This is a genomic window from Veillonella infantium (assembly GCF_002959895.1).
In the GTDB taxonomy this organism is placed as follows: Bacteria; Bacillota; Negativicutes; order Veillonellales; family Veillonellaceae; genus Veillonella; species Veillonella infantium.
The window spans coordinates 1-17,241 of record NZ_PPDD01000012.1 but is presented as its reverse complement, the minus strand read 5'-3'; the positions used below and the strand labels follow the sequence as shown (position 1 = coordinate 17,241).

Here is a 17,241-nt window from a genome sequence, read left to right as displayed (position 1 = left end):
TTCCCTACAGAATTTATACTATCTTTAATTGTAACATATTTTATAGCCCACATGGGTATTCATAGATATACTTTTTACATAACAACTATACCGGTTATATACCGGTTATATGACAAAGTAATTCTAATAAAACAATGTTACATGATTAATGTAACTTTATGATTAATGTAACTTTATAAATTTGAACACCTAATATACAAAAAAGACCGCTAACGCGGTCTTTTCCTATTACCCTACAATGAGTAGGTAAATATTCATAACAGTAACAACAATACCAATGCCCCATAACAGTACATTCGTATATGTATGGTTCGCATATTGCCCCATCACCTTACGGCTACTCGTCATATAGAGCTGCAAGAAAATTGTAATAGGTAGTTGCAAACTCAAGAACATTTGAGAGATCAACAATGCTTGGAATGAATCAGTAACAAATACAATCAACAGCAATGCCGGAATGTATGTTAAAGCCAAGCCTAATCGAGTATGGAAGTCTTTCATATCGTAAGACTCACCAAACATGCCGGCAAATATACTCGCTCCAGCCATACCTGCTGTAGCAGAAGAGGCAAAGCCCGCAAAGAGCAATGCGATAGCAAAGATAGTACCTGCTGCAGGGCCAATGAGAGGTCGCAACAGTTCCTCCGCCTGTTCAAGCTCGGTTACCTCAATGCCATGAGTAAAAAACACTGCTGCCGCCAATAAAATCATGGCGGAGTTAATCATCCACCCAATCCCCATAGAGAATAAGGTGTCTAGGAATTCATAACGCAATTGGCGCTTCATTATAGAAGGATCTTGCGTATTGAATTGGCGACTTTGGATGATTTCTGAGTGCAAGAACAAATTGTGAGGCATAATAACGGCCCCTAAGATACTCAAAATAACGAGCATCGATTCATTCGGAATCTTAGGATCTACCCAGCCAACACTAGCTGCCGCCCAGTCTACATTGACCATATTGACCTCAATGAGGTAGGCCAATGCAATAAGGGATACAAAACCAGCAATAATCCGCTCCAGTTTTCGATAGGAGTTTGTAATTAGCATAACAGTACATATAACGGCCGTTAATACACTACCTATCAGAAGCGGAATGCCAAAGAGCATTTTCAACGCAATAGCAGCGCCGATAAATTCAGCCAATGCCGTCGCCGCAGCTGCAATGCCAGCGGTACTCAATACAAAGCGAGACACGTAACGCGGTAAAAATTCATAGGCACATTCGGATAAGCATTGGCCCCGTACAATGCCTAAATGAGCCACATTATGCTGCAATAAAATCAGCATAATCGTAGATAGTGTTACTACCCACAAAAGTTCGTAACCATAACTAGCACCAGCAGCTAGATTAGCTGCCCAATTGCCAGGGTCGATAAACCCTACAGTTACGATAATGCCAGGCCCTATAAATTTAAAGACCTCGCTCACCTGGTGCTTACCATTTTGGTGAACCGTAAACAACTGTTTCTTTAAGAAATCAATCATTATAACTCCTTATTAAGGGTTATAGAGTAAAAGTCATCTCCATTTGCATGCGAGCATCGGTTTTAGATTTTGTATCCTTACCACCGGTATAACGGATGCGCACATTATTATTTACTTTAACACGAGAATCATCAATTTTGAACTTCTTCATTTTTTCTTTGATTTGTTCATCTGTTAAAGCACGCTCTTCTGGTTTTGCCACTTCATCATTAGCTGAATCTAAAGTCTCTTGTTGAGATTTAGATACTTGGTATGTTTTACCAGATTTCTTAGCCTTTTCAGCACGTTTTTCGTCTAATTTTTGACGGCGCTCTCGGGTAACTTTCTTGTCGCGACCGATACGATAATCCATTACATCACGCATATTTTCTTGATAAATGCGCAATGCATATTGGCGATCGTTTTCGTTCATTTGCTCTCGTTTCGTTACTACCTCATCGATAAGAGGCATAAGCTCATCCTTTGTATAGCTTGTATTGCCATCAAAGACAAAACCATGTGTATCTGTAATAGCACCGTGCTTAATTAGCGTTTGTAACGCTGTATACGTCCAATCACTTGGCGTAATCACACCTGTACTCACGTGATGTTGTGCTTTACTAGAGCTACTAACAGTCTCTACATCGGCACTCATGCCATCTATCATGGGACGTGCGCTTGGAATAGAAATGCTTTCAGCATGCGCAAAACCAACAGAGGCAACGAGACATAATGCACCGATCCCCATAGCGCGACGAAGTAAATTCATGTGACGTGTATATTTTATATTCATAAGAGTCTCCTTAAAATTACATTTGATACAATCTATTATATGAAACCCCTTATCATACGTCAACTCTATAACCTTACACACCTGTATACATCAATATTTACAAGACCTCAAGCTCACTTGAGCCCTTACACCTTTAGGTCTATACCACAATAAATCAGAACCACCCGTAAAACGGGTGGTTTGCTCACGGGCTATAAGCCCGTAGTACTAGGCCAGCGTCTAAAGGCGCTGGCTTTCACTACGTTCAAGCCGCATAGCCATTGACTCGTAACGCTCCCCTTAAAGGGGATATGTATTACTTGCTACCCTTAAAAGGGTCCTCATATTCTTTTACACTAAGTTTATCTTTCATCTGGTCATGTAACTCTTGCTCACGTATATATTTTTTACGGTAGCTTCATTTAAACCTACCGTACTTACATAATATCCCTCGGACCAAAAGTGTCTATTTCCAAATTTATACTTTAAGTTTGCGTGTTTATCGAACATCATTAGTGCACTTTTACCCTTTAGATATCCCATAAAAGATGAAACTGATATTTTAGGTGGGATTAATACTAGCATATGCACATGATCTGCCATAAGCTCCCCCTCTATAATCTTGACGCCCTTATATTCACACAAACGTCTCAGTATTTCACGTAAACTATTTCTGTATTGATTATATATAACTTTACGTCTATACTTAGGTGTAAATACTATGTGGTATTTGCATAACCATTTTGTGTGCGCAAGGCTCTGTGTCTTTGTTGCCATATAAAATCACCTTTCTTTTGCATATAATGCGGCTTGAACACCTACATTATACTTAAGCAAGGTGATTTTTTTGTATAACTTTCGTTGCCGCACCCGCATAGCGGGTGGTTTAATGATTCGCGACTACGTCGCGAACCAGTCTAAAGACAATAACAAAAAGACCTCACATCGCTTGATGTGAGGTCTCAGCATGGCGGAGGATTAGGGATTCGAACCCTAGCGACGGTAACCCGCCCTAACGATTTAGCAAACCGTCCTCTTCAGCCTCTTGAGTAATCCTCCATGCTTTACTGGGTAATCATATCATACCCAATAAGGCATTGTCAATTGTATTATTTCAACATAGATTCGATGAATCAGATTTGTTTTACTACTATATTAAATATAGTATTCTATGTAGCCATCAGGGATTTTCTTTTCCTCAGCCTTACCGTTATTAGTACGACGAGGTTTACGGACATACATATTTTCTGGATCTGTTTCAAAGATAACCATGTCTTTAGGGATATCATGTTTAATAACAAGATTACAACCGATTTTTGTGCGCGCACCAATGGTAATATCCCCTAAGATTTTTGTGCCTGTACCGATGAGCACTTCGTCTTCGATGGTTGGATGGCGTTTTACCTGTTTAGAGGACATCCCCCCTAGTGTAACTTGGTGGAATAGTGTTACATTATCCCCTACGATGGCGGTTTCACCGATTACAACGCCCATACCATGGTCAATAAATAAACCGCGGCCAATCGTTGCCCCTGGGTGAATTTCAATGCCCGTTACGTGACGAGAATGTAATGCCACACGACGCGCCAAGGTTGGCCACCCCGCCTTATAGAGGCGGTGCGCAAAGAAATGCCAGAATAAGGCCGTAATATGTGGATACGTCCAAATAACCATCCACACGCTTGTTGCGGCTGGGTCAGAATCCATTACGCGCTTAATATTATATTGAATTTTGCCCCATAATTCACGCAAACCTTGCATCATAGTGACTCCATCTCAAATAACTCTACTCATATAACATATAGTATACAACATATGTGGTCTGTATTCCTATACATATGATGTTTTATCTATGCGAAATCCGTTATTTTACATATTCGTTATTAGCAAAATCCAAGAGGGATAAATATTTTTCTACCCCATCTGGTGCAATAACCACAATATTCGCCTTTGGTTCTTCTCGTGCAATGCGCTTAGCTGCTACGATAGCGGCCCCCGCTGAAAGTCCAATAGAAACACCGCTTTCACGCATAAAGGTTTGTACTTCGCTAAAGGCTTCTTCATCACTTACAGTTTGTACGCCGTCCATCAAGCTTTGGTCGAAGTTCTCTGGAATGAAGCCCGCACCAATACCTTGAATTTTGTGAGGACCACCCTTGCCTTCTGTAATGGCCGGAGATCCTGTTGGTTCCACTGCGATAGCTTTCAGATTCGGATTATGCTCTTTCAATCGTCTAGTAACACCTGTGAAAGTACCACCTGTACCGATACCAGCCACAAATACGTCTACATTCGGCACTTGCTCTACGATTTCAGCGCCCGTAGTACGGTAATGCATATCTGGATTCGCAGGATTTACAAATTGGCCTAAAGTAAACGCATTAGGATATTTTTCTAAGATTTCATTTGCTCGTTCAAGAGCACCCTTCATGCCTGTTTCTTTCGGTGTTAAGATGAGCTGTGCACCGTACGCCTTAATAAGTTCACGACGTTCTTTACTCATGCTTTCAGGCATAATAATTACAGTTTTAATATGTAAGATAGCGCCCACCATGGCAAGAGCAATACCTGTATTGCCACTTGTCGCCTCTACGATGATGCTATCCTCGTGAAGGCGTCCTTTTTCCTTAGCATCTTGCAACATACCAAGTACTGCGCGATCTTTCACAGAACCGCCTACATTATATTTTTCAAGTTTTACATAAATATTGGTATTTGGTAATTGATATACCGGAGTTTTACCAATCAGTTCAGTTGTTTGATTTGTTACTATGCTCATCTGATCCTCCCTCTAGCGACAGATGATAAAAATCGTCCTCAGGAATATCCCAAGGACGATATGTATTTCACCTTGTTACTCACTATACACTGGGTATAAACGTTTATGTATTCCGATTAATACATCCATACTCTAACACCTGAATCAATTCATTGTCAAGAGAATGAGAATAGCTTTTAATACCCTAAAAACACAGGAAATAACTAGGTTCATCTATTTACTTGTAAGCACGTCCACCACCACATCCCAAGTGATAGGCACTAATATGATGGCTAAAGCAAAAGCAATAAAGAGAACGGCTCCCACCAATACACTAAGGCGAGGGACTAAGGATATGACAACACTCCTAGCCAAGCTATATACTTTACTAAAATCATGGTGCAACGCTACATGGCCCCACAAGAAGCCTGCCACTACATAGGAAACTACATATGGATCTAGCAGTAGATGCGTAGACAGCTCATGATTCTCATGCATAATGCGGTTCATAACTGGTGAGACTAGTACATTTACTAGCATAGCTAGCACCTTAAACCACACAACACAGAGAATATATGTCCACAGGCTCCTCTTGGTCATCCAGAGCATGTATAGGAGTCCTATTATACTTGCCCCCAGCGAGCCCTTCTCGCGTTCCATGTATCGCTCCATCCAAGATGGCTGCTCCTTGCCCTCCTCTACTTGGCTATAGTAAAAGGATAGATTTCTTTCACCATGGGCCACATCGACAAGCCCTAAGACTTGGAATAACACAAGCAAAAACAAGACCGCTACAACGATTTGGAAACTTTCACTAAAGAAAACATCCATAAAATCAACACCGAGATGGCCTATGTTCATAAGATTGCCGTATACATCGTAATAGGCTAGATATATAGCATTTGTTAGGAACAGATCCATAACAAATAGAAGTAGAACAAAGATAATATAGCCGTTCCATCGAGTCCATTTGCCTTGTGATTCTATATACGTATTCGTCCCTACCATAATCGACGCAGGGTGTATAGACAAGGTCACACCAATCATAAAAAACATTATGAACGATGTGAACATTGTTAAAAATTCGTATGCCATATTAACGGTATGCTACGCGCTCAGGCTGCATATCGTGGAAATGAAGACGCTCTTTGGCAGTCTTTTCCCACTCCGTACCAGGCTTGCCATAGTTTGCGTATGGATCGATGGACAAACCACCGCGCGGCGTAAACTTGCCCCATACCTCGATGTACTTAGGATCCATCAACTTGATGAGGTCTTTCATGATGATGTTGATGCAGTCCTCGTGAAAGTCCCCATGATTGCGGAAACTAAATAGATATAATTTCAAAGACTTGGACTCTACCATTTTCTTATCTGGTACGTAAGAAATATAGATGGTCGCAAAATCTGGTTGACCTGTCATAGGGCACAAGCTAGTGAACTCAGGACAGTTAAACTTAACGAAGTAATCATTATCAGGGTGCTTGTTATCAAACGCCTCTAATACCTGTGGTGCATAATCAGTAGGGTAATCGGTCTTGTGACCTAACATCGTTACCCCTTGTAACTCCTTTTCAGATCTGCCGGATGCCATAAGGAACCTCTTTCTCTAAACTCTATAAATCTATAATTAAGATATATTAAATAATTCATGTAACACTTAATTATAGCATATAAAGAATTACTTATATCACTACATGATCAGGTAGTTTATCAAAATCAATGACATATTCTTCAAGAATAGAGGTTGCCTCCAAATCATTCCATCTCAATAGAATAAGATGTAATTCGTCATCCTGTTCAAAGAAAACAGTGCAAGCCCCGTATAAAGGATACTTAAAGGATATTAACTTACTTTTATCATCATTATCCAACTTAATTAGCTGTAATTTATCCTCTGCAACGGCTAAACAATATCGAGTAGTTGTAGCAATATCAAAACAATCAATATCTACAAAGTCGTTAATTTCTACCTTTTTCATAAAATCTATGATAGTAATCTTATTACTATCAAAATAAGCTAGTACACCCTTATGAAAATAGCTATGTTTATCTTTGCTTTGAGTATAAAACCAATTAAAGAGTTTATCAGTGTTCCGTACATCCGCAACTAGCTGAACTGTAAAATCTTTAAGTGACCAAAAAAGAATCCCCTTACTAGTATTCATATAAACAGCATCATCAGTAAAGTGATAGAGCGCTTTAAATCTAACTGTTTTAAACTCCTGAGGGGTTGGAATAAGCTTAACAAACTCATTATCTATGTCAATAAAACAATATGTTTCTTCCAAAACTAGAACCAGTCTATTTCTAGAAAAATCCACATAAATAATTTCAGGAAGTAAAATATCTTCACCTATATAGATTCGTTTTACTTCATTCCAATCATCATCTAAAACAATAATCCCTTTATTCTCGTTATTAATAATTGTATATCTACTGCTTTGTTCAACAAAAAACACCTGATTTTGTGAATAGGAGCTTTTCAAACACTTAATAGGAGTCATCCCAAAATCTTTATTTAATATAAAGCTTTCTTCCTTTAACTTTACCATTTTTATCAATCACTCCTGTCAACGGATCGGCTATGCCGATATGATTCCCTTTTCTATTAAATCCTTCTAAATGTGCTTTCTTTCCTATGTGAAGTGTATCTCTATAATAATATACAAAAATCAATATCTACTATTATATTAACACTCTTAAACGTAGATTGAGATATAAAGTTTGCACCAGATATATTCTTATATGAATTGTATAAAATTAAAATTTGTAATAAAATATTCATATACATTTGGTAATGTTAATACATTCAGAAAAATATAACACCTTATGGAGGTCCCTTATGAAATTAAAACAGCTTATTTTATCTAGCATCGCTGTAGGTGCACTAGCTTTCACATTTGGCACGGTACAACCTGCACAAGCAGCTATTGGCATGGAAAATCCTGGTCCAGCTATGAACCTTGAAAAACCTGCATCTGTTACGACTGCTCATCACATTAATGTAGATGGCAAAGTTGTAGAGCCTATCAATGGTCAACAAAATGTAATTTATGTAGATGGTCAACCCCTCGTAGCATTGCGCCAAGTATCTGAAGCATTAGGCTATAAAGTGGCTTGGGATGAGCCTACTAAAACAGCGTTGGTAGATATGAACATTGCTACATTAGCAATCCAACCAGACTCTGCTGAAGTAGTACGCCATGGCAAATTAAAGATTATCAACCTTGATACATCTGAAACCTTCTTGTCTGCAGCTCGCAAAGTAGACGGCACAATCTTTGTAAAGCCTCAAGTGTTCAAATTATTATTGAACGACGTGAAAATTACAAAGGATGAAATCTTCATCGCCCCTCAACGCGCACAATTGGCATCCACTACAAACACAGAGGTATCTCATAAGAATGAACTCAATACATTCTTACCACCATCTCAAGAAGATGTGAAGAAAAAAGAAGATCCAAAAGCTAAAGAAAAACCACTTATCAAAATCAAAAAATCTTTAGCCAAAGATACTGTCACAACAGATGAACAAACAACAGCTACAGAAGTATCTGAATACCAACGTGCTAATGGATTAGATCGATAAGTAGATCTATTAGATTGTTAAACAAATCTAGTACGTCGTTAACGCAATCTAGACATATAAAAAAGGTCCCATAAAGGGACCTTTTTTGTGTTATATGACCAAATCTAGTTATGGCTAAATTTAATTATACTCAAATCCAATTATTTGAGATTGAGCCTACTAAGTTTAGAAAACTATTTACCAAAACCATAGCGGTTAAGTGCTGTATTACCACTACCATATATAGCCATAATCTTCGCCATGAAATAATCAGCCACTGCTACGGAGTATGCTGCAATATTATTGTAATCAGAGTATTTTGGTGCAACATTAGTCACAGTAATGTTTTCAATAGTAGTACTAGCTTTAGGAGCAGTCAATTTATTTGTAGCAGGTGCAGGATCTGTAACTGTTACAGTAGAGCCCATGGCTGGATTAACATAACCTGTTGGAGTAGATACTGGTGGGCGTTGGGAGTCAGTATATTTATAGCCATAAGAAGCGTTCGCTTGTTGTGGCGCCAATGTAGCTACACCAAATGCAAGTACAGATGCAGCCAAAACGATAGAGAATTGTTTTGATACTTTCATAAAAACCTCCAAAAACACAAGAGCATTTATCAAAAATTATGATACTGGAAGTTTATTATAAACCAGCCAACTAAACACAAAATGAAAGAGAGTTAACATCATACATATTTCATTTATCAATTAATTTTGATGCCTTCAACACTGTCTTTCACAGAATCCATTTGTCGTTTCAAGTCTTTAATAGATCCTTTTACATCGTCAGGAATCTTGACATCTTTAAGACCTTTTGCCGATTCCGAGGCACGCTTACTATTTCCACTAGCTTGCTTCATGCCCTCTTTAATTCGGTCCATATTCTCATCTAGCTCGTCAAATGAGTCTTCATCATAGATGATAAAATTACTGCCCCCGTGGGATGTGATATTGAGAGGACCCATGGTAAGCTGACCATTATTAATACTCAATGCATCTGTGGAAATGGTCGTAATATTCGTATTAACTTTCACATCACTAAATGATAAATGTCGTCCCTTATTATGAAAGTTCCCTGTAATACTTTTTATGGGAATGAGCATATAACGACCTTCACCAGACCAGAAATCCCCCCACACCTCCATATCACGAGGCATCCCTTCACTTTTAAAGTTCAAATTAGCCGACACAGGTACAACAAATTCAGGTGTTTTAAGAGCCTCACTACTATCTAGATCCTTTGCTATCCCTGTAATCGTATAAGCCCGAGTATCTAAGTTATATATGCCCTTTGCCTCTAGCTTTCCGCCGTATACATTGGCATTTACATTTTCAAAGTTCAAAATACCGTCTTGGTATGTCACATCACCTACTACATTTTCAAAGGTAAGCGCCGGAATTCGTAAAACAGGCATCGTTACACGACCTTTAGCCAATGGACGATTAAAATCACCTGTTACCTTTGTCAGCAAGGTCATTGCATCGTGGATATTATCGCCAAAACCGAGTGATGATGGGTCCACACCCTTTACATCAAACTGTAAGTCTAACTGAGGCATGCGATGCTTTAATACATCCTTTAGATCAACACGCCCTTTTAGTGTAAGGCCATCGCCAATGGCTGTACCACCAAACTTCCCCGTCTCCATATCGATGCGAATAGCACGGTTACTATCAAGATGTATCTTAGAGTTCACGTTCTTCATTACATAGTGACGATTTTTCTGAAAGATTTCCAGCTGGTTATTTCTCAATGTAATCGTAAGATTTAAATGTTGACCGTCCCAATTAAAGTTACGAACCTTCTTGCCTAGTTCCTCCTGTCGCTCTTGAGTCGTCTTTTTAGGAGGTTTAGGTCGCGGCTCTACCTCATTAAGTGGCTTGTTTACATCAGGTGAAGCAGGCACAAAGTCAAGACGGTTGTTATCATCTAAATCGACTACAATGGTCGCATCATTTAGCTCGATTCCGTTTATAGCAGAGGCCTTAAAATTCCGTGTTATTACGTCCCACATATTAACGCGAATCTTTCCATCTGGCACTGTGAGCAACTCTCGGCCTTCTGGATCCTTCCATACCAAGTCAGTAAAGGATAATGTCCCCCATGGTGTTGCAGTTAAACTCTCTACCGTTACAGTCCCTCTCATCATCGTTTGACGAGCCATTACCTCGTTAAAAATAACGCCCATTCCACGGCTCGCTATCGTAGCGAGCACAAAGACTATAATCGCTCCAATGGCAAGAAAAGCAGCAATGCCTTTTAAGCCTTTCTTATACAATTGTTTATATTTTGTCCAATAAGAACGCACGTAATGTTTCATAGAATTATTATATCACGTTGAAGATGTAAGTATTCAGTATTTATGCTTCATCGTCGGTTACAGCTTTGGTGCCTCTTGTACCTGTACGTATACGCATTGCGTCTTCTACATCATATACAAAAATTTTACCGTCTCCTACTTCACCGGTTTGTAAAGTATTTCGTGCTGTGTCCATGACAAGGTCAACAGGCACATCACATACAACGGTTTCCACCTTTACCATAGGAATGAGATTTACATCGTATTGTTGGCCCCGATATACTTCGGTATGGCCCTTTTGTAGACCACAGCCAAAGACTTGTGATACTGTCATACCTTGAATACCAATCTTGTTTAAGGCCTCTTTTAAATCCTCTAGTTGCTCAGCACGAGCAATAATATCTACCTTTTTCATCCGTTTCATATATTTATCTCCTACAAGTACTATCTATCATTCACAAATCATAACAAGGACGTTTGATTGGACGAAATAAAACGACCTGAGCTTTTAAATTCAGATTGATTATAAGCGCCTTCGCCATGTTCACTAATATCAATACCAAGTGATTCAGAACCAATGCTAACACGCATATCCATGAAAGCGCTAACGATTTTAAATAGTATAAATGTACCTACAATAGCAAATACATAGGCAATCACGAGTGAAAGCAATTGAGGACCTAACAATGAACCACCATAGAACAACCCATTCGCCCCATCTGGATTAATAGTTGTGGTAGCCCATAAACCGGTAGCAATAGCGCCCCATGTACCGCCTACACCATGAATACCAAAGGCATCAAGAGAATCATCGTAACCAATACGGTTTTTAATAATGGCTACCGCTAGATAACATACAACGGCACCTACAAAACCAATTATAATGGCCGCCATAGGCGTTACAAAGCCTGCCGCTGGTGTAATGGCTACTAGCCCAGATACACCACCAGAGGCAGCCCCTAACACAGTAGGTTTACCGCGATGCAGCATTTCTACTAACACCCATCCTACAATACCAACAGCTGCAGAGATTTGTGTAGTTAACACTGCATTAGCTGCAAGGAAGCCTACGCCAAGGGCAGATCCTGCATTAAAGCCAAACCATCCAAACCATAGAATAGCAGCTCCAAGAATTGTCATCGGCAAATGGTGCGGCAGCATAGGCATGCGTCCATAGCCTCGGCGACGGCCTAACAGCATACATAATGTCAATCCAGATACGCCAGACAAAACGTGTATCGCAAGTCCACCGGCGAAGTCTAATGCACCTAAATCACTAAGGAATCCACCGCCCCAAATCCAATGGGCCATCGGATTATATATAAAGATAGACCATAGCAAAGCAAATACTACAAAGGGTGCAAAGCGCATCCGTCCTGTAATAGAGCCACTCATGATGGCTGGTGCAATAACAGCAAACATGCATTGGAACGCTACAAAAGCAAGCTCAGGAATATGGGTATCACTTAAGATGGTTGTTTCCGCACCACCAAGACCAAATTTACTAAAATCGCCGATGATACCATGTATATCATCACCAAAAATCAAAGTATACCCTAACAAAATAAACTCAACAGAAATAACTCCAATTAAAAAGAAGCTCTGCATGATCGTACCTAGCACATTTTTACTACGCGCCATCCCACCATAAAACAACGCTAAACCAGGTGTCATAAAGAATACTAAGGCAGTGCATAACAAGACCCATGCTGTGTTGCCCGTATCAATCATATTGACCATAAGAAACTCCTTTCCATACAAAAAGCGCCTTGCTCGCAGAAACTCTGCATGCAAGGCGCCGTTACCTAACTATTTTATTGTAGTAATATACATCACTACATACATCGTATATTAGATTATAATGTATGTCAACAAATTCTATAGAATTTTATTTTCAATCCCATAAATTTCTATGAAACATACTAATTATCTAAAAAAAGAGCACTCATAACGAGTGCTCTTTTAAATATTTAATAAAACAAGCTATTATGCTTTTGCTTCTTTACCGTATTTTACAAGGCTTTCAGCTTCGATTTCAGCTTGTGTACGATAATCTTGAGGAATATTGGACAAGCGAATCCAGCTGCGTACAGCTTCTACCAATACGATAAGGATCATGAGGAACATAGCAGCACTGAATGCTACTAGGATCCATTTACCAGCTGGGATATAGCTGTTAAATACGTTTTCAAAGTCCGCAGCGATAGCAACGATAGCCATAAGGATACAAGGAATACCTGTTACCCATGCATAACGTTTGCGGCCAAGTCGCATGATAACTGTAGTACCTACAGCTAATGTCATAGTACCTAATAATTGGTTAGATACGCCGAATAAAGGCCAGATAATACCGATGTTACCTTGTAGAACTAGGTAGCCCCACAAAATACAAATTAAAGCTGCACAACCATAAACGCCAGGAGCCCAATGTTGGTCGTTGAATTTAGGATGGAAATGACCTAATAATTCTTGAAGTAAGTAACGACCTACACGAGTACCAGCATCGATCAAAGTCATGATGAACAATGCTTCGAACATGATACAGAAGTGATACCAGTAACCTAGCAAGTGATCCATGTTAGGCAATCTGGAGAAGATATGAGCCATACCTACTGCAAGGGATACGGCGCCACCAGGACGGTGCATCAAGTCTTCACCAACCATTGCAGACAATGCTGGCAATTCATGAACTTGAAGGCCTAATGCTTTGAAGGATTCAACAGTGGAGTTGATTGCAAAGTAATCATCTGGATGCAATGCAGTTGCGGCAATCAACGCCATCATAGCGATGAAGCCTTCTGTTAACATTGCACCATAACCGATAGGCAAGATTTCTTTTTCATTAGTAAGCATTTTAGGTGTTGTACCTGTTGCGATAACAGTATGGAAACCAGATAACGCACCACATGCGATAGTAATGAAGATATAAGGGAATACAGAACCTTTCAATACAGGACCGCCACCCCAGATGTAAGGAGTTACAGCTGGCATTTGAATTTCAGGCATTACGATGATAATACCAAGAGCCAATGCGCCGATTGTACCGATTTTAAGGTATGTGGACAAGTAGTCACGAGGAGCAAGCAATAACCAAACTGGCAATGCTGCTGCAAAGAAACCATACACGGCAAGCATGATTTCGATGGTTTGCAAGTCATATGTAAACCAAGAAGCGTATTCACTAGCTGCTACGTTTGGACCGTAGATAATAGCTGCGAAGATCAACGCTACACCGATAATAGTTGCTTCTTGAATTTTACCAGGACGCAACCATTTCAAATAAATACCAATGAAAATAGCGATTGGAATTGTAGCAAATACGGAGAAGAAACCCCATGGGGAGTTATGCAATGCGTTAGCTACTACTACGGCCATACCAGCAAGGGTGATAATCAATAGGAACAATGTAGCTAGCATAGCACCGAAACCAGCGAATTTACTAATTTCTTCTCGTGCAATATCCGCAATAGATTTACCATCATAGCGAACGGATGCGAACAAGATAACCATGTCATGTACAGCGCCGGCTAATACGGAACCGATAAGGATCCATAATGCACCAGGTAAATACCCGAACTGGGCTGCGATAACAGGGCCTACAAGAGGGCCTGCACCAGCAATCGCTGCAAAGTGATGACCAAATGTTACCCATTTGTTTGTGGGCACGTAATCGTGACCATCATTGTGGACCATAGCTGGCGTTGGACGATACTCATCCAATGTTAATACTTTCGCCGCTATGAAAGCCCCATAAAAGCGGTACGCTAAAATTAGAATACACGCGGAGGCTATAACTAAGTAAATACCATTCATAACCATATAAACACCTCCAATTGTCTTGTGTGACATGGTGTTATATAAAAATATCTGATAAATCTTTTGCACATCCATGCCACATTGGCTCTCAAAACTTTTAGTACTTACAATAATATTGTAAGTACTAAACATAGAAGTGTCAATTATCAATTTCTCATTTTGGATGTACATTATGAGTTAAAGACATAACTAAAAAGCATTCTCCGTTACTTAGAGAATGCTTTTATCATTTTATTTTGATAGTAATTATCTATTGTCTTGCTGCGACTCCTGATTTATGTAGGGTCTTTTTAATATCTTTTATAGTTAAAACTTTGTTATGTAACAACGCCCCCACAAGAGCTCCAGTTACATTCGTCTTTGTAAATAAATCCACAAAATGCTGTATATTTCCAGCACCACCAAAGGCTGTTACAGGTACATCTACAACCTCTGTTAAAGCTTGATATAATTCAATATCAAAGCCCCGCCCCGTGTCATGTCTATCGATACTCGTTACCAATAACTCACCTGCACCATGACCTACCGCTTCTTTTGCTCATTCTAAAGCTACACTGCGCCCAACTAGCTCATTAGATGATGGTTCATGATAAAACATATAAGCTATAAAAGCTGTTATTAGAGTTATGAGAATAATAATCCCAAACAAAAGCTTTCTCATCAATCTAGCCCCAAATTTTTTCTATATCAGCTATGCTATGTGCATCAGAGCCTAGTACAAATGGTACCCCAATGATAGCAGCCATACCTTGAATAAAGCGGCTTGGATACATTTCACGGCAATCCGGTTTGAAAAAGCCGCTCATATTGTAGTCTAGTTCGCGACCTTGTACGCGCATGATATGCAAGATATCGCTTACCACCTGTGCATTGCGGCGATCTAAGTGACGCTCAAAGCCAAAGTGGTGTTGGTATTTCTTAATCAAATCAAAGTGACCAATGCGTTTTGGCGTATATTCACCAAGATCAGCACGCACCGCTTGGCGCACGGTGGAGTAATATTTGTAATATAACTCATATTGCTTTTGAATCCACGGACCAAAGCCCTTTTCAAATTCTTTAGGGCTATAGTCTAAGCAGTAATAGGCATTATTCACTCCTTCCATAAAGTGAACGGACAAAATATTGTCATCTGTTAATGGACCATAACGGTCGAGGAACTCTTGAATATCTGTCTCAAAGCCTGGAATGTAATCCACTTCAAAGCCAAGGGAGATGTCGATATGCGTGCCATAAGCACGTTGCAATTGACGACCTAATTCTAGATAGGAATCCACTTGATTCAATTTCAAAGACGCCGTGTCATAAGCCTTTTGGTCACCACCGTATTCAACGGCAAAAGCCTTTGGCAATGGCGCATGCTCTGTAAGGCATACTTTCTCAATACGCAACTCAATAGCCTTTTCGATCATCATTGCAGTCCGGTCCCCACTACCATGTGGACACAACTCTGTATGTACATGCCCATCTACGAGACGGCTGCGATACTTACTGTATCCAACGAACTGCCGTTCATCTTTCATGTTCATTCAATCACCCTATTCGCCCTAACCCGTAGCGAACCCTTATCTATCATCTGTACATTTAGTCTGTAATTTAATATCTACGTTTTATTATACCAATAATGCGTATGTTTCGGTATCCTGATATTTACCATGTTTGAAACCAACTTGCGGTGTTAGACCACAGTAGGTAAATCCAAACCGTTCATGTAATGCTGTACTTGCCGCATTTCCCGCCGTAATGACAGACACAACCGTATGTAATGTTTCCGTTTCTTTCGCATGTTTTAATATATGGGCCATCAATTTAGATGCCACGCCCTTACCTCTATAATCTTGATGAATGTAAATAGATAATTCCACGGTGCTTTTGAAAGCATCCTTTGTTCTATACGGTGAAAGCGATGCATAGCCTACAACTACATCATCTATAAGGCCTGCAAAAATGCAGTGTTCCTGCGTTTGATGCGCCTCATACCACTCCTGCCACTCTGGCAACGTACGCGGCTCAAGATCAAGCGTTGCTACGCCGTTCACAACCTCGTAATTATAAATATCTAAACAAGCTGCGATATCATCCTTTGTAATTGGTCGTATTACTAATTCACTCATAAGAATTCCTCAAAATTGTTGGTATCCAAAATCCGGTATCCGAAACTAAAATTATTTCTATATTATATCTATATAACATAATATATAAAAATAACGCTAACACGCAAGAAAAAGGACGAGTTGCAACTCGTCCTTTTCTGTTATATTGTAGATAATTTTGTACGCTTTACTACCTATCAATAGTATACCATAAACAGATTTTTAAAAGATAATCATAACCACCCGTAGAACGGGTGGTTTGCTCTGACCCTATAAGGGTCTTTCTCTAGTGGTGGCCCTCTAAAGAGGGCATTGAATGATCTGACAACCACTCTATTACCACTGGCTGCCCCCTACTCGGGGGCTTTTATTTTGCCTATTTTACTGGCTCACCCGTAAACGGGTCGGTGTATTCTTTAAAGTTTAATGTATCTTGCGCTATATCCTCTTGTAGTTGATTGC

General features: G+C 39.7%; 16 protein-coding genes, 1 tRNA gene and 2 pseudogenes. 1 reads left to right on the top strand and 18 read right to left on the bottom strand.

Annotation, left to right across the window (positions count from 1 at the left end; genetic code table 11):
* Nucleotides 1–228 precede the first annotated feature (228 nt).
* The 9 genes and pseudogenes from VCHSUH03_RS07385 to VCHSUH03_RS07345 form a co-directional block, all read right to left on the bottom strand.
* A complete protein-coding gene (locus VCHSUH03_RS07385) occupies nt 229–1,488 on the bottom strand; it encodes an Nramp family divalent metal transporter (RefSeq protein WP_105094555.1) in 1,260 nt (419 codons plus the stop codon).
* A gap of 19 nt (nt 1,489–1,507) precedes the next feature.
* Complete coding sequence (locus VCHSUH03_RS07380; protein ID WP_105094554.1) at nt 1,508–2,260, bottom strand: hypothetical protein; 753 nt, start codon at nt 2,258–2,260, stop codon at nt 1,508–1,510.
* 295 nt (nt 2,261–2,555) lie between these two features.
* Nucleotides 2,556–3,016 (bottom strand): annotated as a pseudogene (gene tnpA / locus VCHSUH03_RS07375) (IS200/IS605 family transposase).
* Between the two features lie 191 nt (nt 3,017–3,207).
* Nucleotides 3,208–3,298: transfer RNA gene (locus VCHSUH03_RS07370), tRNA-Ser, on the bottom strand.
* A 96-nt stretch (nt 3,299–3,394) separates the two neighbouring features.
* Entirely contained in the window at nt 3,395–4,003 is a 609-nt protein-coding gene (epsC, locus tag VCHSUH03_RS07365; RefSeq protein WP_105094553.1) for a serine O-acetyltransferase EpsC, read from the bottom strand.
* A gap of 100 nt (nt 4,004–4,103) precedes the next feature.
* Entirely contained in the window at nt 4,104–5,018 is a 915-nt protein-coding gene (cysK, locus tag VCHSUH03_RS07360) for a cysteine synthase A (protein WP_105094552.1), read from the bottom strand.
* A 213-nt stretch (nt 5,019–5,231) separates the two neighbouring features.
* Nucleotides 5,232–6,044, bottom strand: a complete 813-nt coding sequence (locus VCHSUH03_RS07355) for a hypothetical protein (RefSeq protein ID WP_241567159.1) — start codon at nt 6,042–6,044, stop codon at nt 5,232–5,234.
* A gap of 49 nt (nt 6,045–6,093) precedes the next feature.
* The gene (queF, locus tag VCHSUH03_RS07350; RefSeq protein ID WP_005387511.1) at nt 6,094–6,591 is read right to left on the bottom strand and encodes a preQ(1) synthase; all 498 of its coding nucleotides are present in this window, start codon (nt 6,589–6,591) and stop codon (nt 6,094–6,096) included.
* 91 nt (nt 6,592–6,682) lie between these two features.
* A complete protein-coding gene (locus tag VCHSUH03_RS07345) occupies nt 6,683–7,552 on the bottom strand; it encodes a hypothetical protein (RefSeq protein WP_105094550.1) in 870 nt (289 codons plus the stop codon).
* Nucleotides 7,553–7,842: 290 nt separating this feature from the next.
* Between VCHSUH03_RS07345 and VCHSUH03_RS07340 the strand changes: the two genes are divergently transcribed.
* Nucleotides 7,843–8,589: a copper amine oxidase N-terminal domain-containing protein gene (locus VCHSUH03_RS07340; RefSeq protein WP_105094549.1), complete on the top strand. Its 747-nt coding sequence runs from the start codon at nt 7,843–7,845 to the stop codon at nt 8,587–8,589.
* A gap of 173 nt (nt 8,590–8,762) precedes the next feature.
* Here the strand turns inward: VCHSUH03_RS07340 and VCHSUH03_RS07335 are convergent, their stop codons facing one another.
* From VCHSUH03_RS07335 to VCHSUH03_RS09670, 9 genes and pseudogenes are all read right to left on the bottom strand, one after another.
* Nucleotides 8,763–9,158 carry a superantigen-like protein SSL4 gene (locus VCHSUH03_RS07335; RefSeq protein ID WP_105094548.1) on the bottom strand — a complete coding sequence of 132 codons (396 nt, stop codon included), beginning with the start codon at nt 9,156–9,158 and terminating at the stop codon, nt 8,763–8,765.
* A gap of 116 nt (nt 9,159–9,274) precedes the next feature.
* Entirely contained in the window at nt 9,275–10,891 is a 1,617-nt protein-coding gene (locus VCHSUH03_RS07330; protein WP_105094547.1) for a membrane biogenesis protein AsmA, read from the bottom strand.
* Between the two features lie 40 nt (nt 10,892–10,931).
* Entirely contained in the window at nt 10,932–11,294 is a 363-nt protein-coding gene (locus VCHSUH03_RS07325) for a P-II family nitrogen regulator (RefSeq protein ID WP_105086369.1), read from the bottom strand.
* A 38-nt stretch (nt 11,295–11,332) separates the two neighbouring features.
* Nucleotides 11,333–12,610, bottom strand: a complete 1,278-nt coding sequence (locus VCHSUH03_RS07320) for an ammonium transporter (RefSeq protein ID WP_105094546.1) — start codon at nt 12,608–12,610, stop codon at nt 11,333–11,335.
* 246 nt (nt 12,611–12,856) lie between these two features.
* The gene (locus VCHSUH03_RS07315) at nt 12,857–14,689 is read right to left on the bottom strand and encodes a carbon starvation CstA family protein (protein ID WP_105094545.1); all 1,833 of its coding nucleotides are present in this window, start codon (nt 14,687–14,689) and stop codon (nt 12,857–12,859) included.
* A gap of 247 nt (nt 14,690–14,936) precedes the next feature.
* Nucleotides 14,937–15,188, bottom strand: coding sequence for a HisA/HisF-related TIM barrel protein (locus VCHSUH03_RS07310; RefSeq protein WP_241567156.1), 252 nt, complete (start codon nt 15,186–15,188; stop codon nt 14,937–14,939).
* Between the two features lie 163 nt (nt 15,189–15,351).
* Nucleotides 15,352–16,215 carry a histidinol-phosphatase HisJ gene (gene hisJ / locus VCHSUH03_RS07305; RefSeq protein ID WP_105094544.1) on the bottom strand — a complete coding sequence of 288 codons (864 nt, stop codon included), beginning with the start codon at nt 16,213–16,215 and terminating at the stop codon, nt 15,352–15,354.
* 84 nt (nt 16,216–16,299) lie between these two features.
* Entirely contained in the window at nt 16,300–16,800 is a 501-nt protein-coding gene (locus VCHSUH03_RS07300; RefSeq protein WP_105094543.1) for a GNAT family N-acetyltransferase, read from the bottom strand.
* 355 nt (nt 16,801–17,155) lie between these two features.
* A pseudogene (locus VCHSUH03_RS09670) lies at nt 17,156–17,241 on the bottom strand (IS200/IS605 family transposase); the annotation flags it as partial.

Coding starts and splice junctions, on each gene's coding strand:
- epsC (WP_105094553.1), bottom strand. CDS start 4,003: ATGATGCAAGGTTTGCGTGAATTATGGGGCAAAATTCAATATAATATT.
- VCHSUH03_RS07315 (WP_105094545.1), bottom strand. CDS start 14,689: ATGGTTATGAATGGTATTTACTTAGTTATAGCCTCCGCGTGTATTCTA.
- VCHSUH03_RS07345 (WP_105094550.1), bottom strand. CDS start 7,552: ATGGTAAAGTTAAAGGAAGAAAGCTTTATATTAAATAAAGATTTTGGG.
- hisJ (WP_105094544.1), bottom strand. CDS start 16,215: ATGAACATGAAAGATGAACGGCAGTTCGTTGGATACAGTAAGTATCGC.
- VCHSUH03_RS07320 (WP_105094546.1), bottom strand. CDS start 12,610: ATGGTCAATATGATTGATACGGGCAACACAGCATGGGTCTTGTTATGC.
- VCHSUH03_RS07355 (WP_241567159.1), bottom strand. CDS start 6,044: ATGATTGGTGTGACCTTGTCTATACACCCTGCGTCGATTATGGTAGGG.
- VCHSUH03_RS07330 (WP_105094547.1), bottom strand. CDS start 10,891: ATGAAACATTACGTGCGTTCTTATTGGACAAAATATAAACAATTGTAT.
- cysK (WP_105094552.1), bottom strand. CDS start 5,018: ATGAGCATAGTAACAAATCAAACAACTGAACTGATTGGTAAAACTCCG.
- VCHSUH03_RS07335 (WP_105094548.1), bottom strand. CDS start 9,158: ATGAAAGTATCAAAACAATTCTCTATCGTTTTGGCTGCATCTGTACTT.
- queF (WP_005387511.1), bottom strand. CDS start 6,591: ATGGCATCCGGCAGATCTGAAAAGGAGTTACAAGGGGTAACGATGTTA.
- VCHSUH03_RS07380 (WP_105094554.1), bottom strand. CDS start 2,260: ATGAATATAAAATATACACGTCACATGAATTTACTTCGTCGCGCTATG.
- VCHSUH03_RS07325 (WP_105086369.1), bottom strand. CDS start 11,294: ATGAAACGGATGAAAAAGGTAGATATTATTGCTCGTGCTGAGCAACTA.
- VCHSUH03_RS07340 (WP_105094549.1), top strand. CDS start 7,843: ATGAAATTAAAACAGCTTATTTTATCTAGCATCGCTGTAGGTGCACTA.
- VCHSUH03_RS07300 (WP_105094543.1), bottom strand. CDS start 16,800: ATGAGTGAATTAGTAATACGACCAATTACAAAGGATGATATCGCAGCT.
- VCHSUH03_RS07385 (WP_105094555.1), bottom strand. CDS start 1,488: ATGATTGATTTCTTAAAGAAACAGTTGTTTACGGTTCACCAAAATGGT.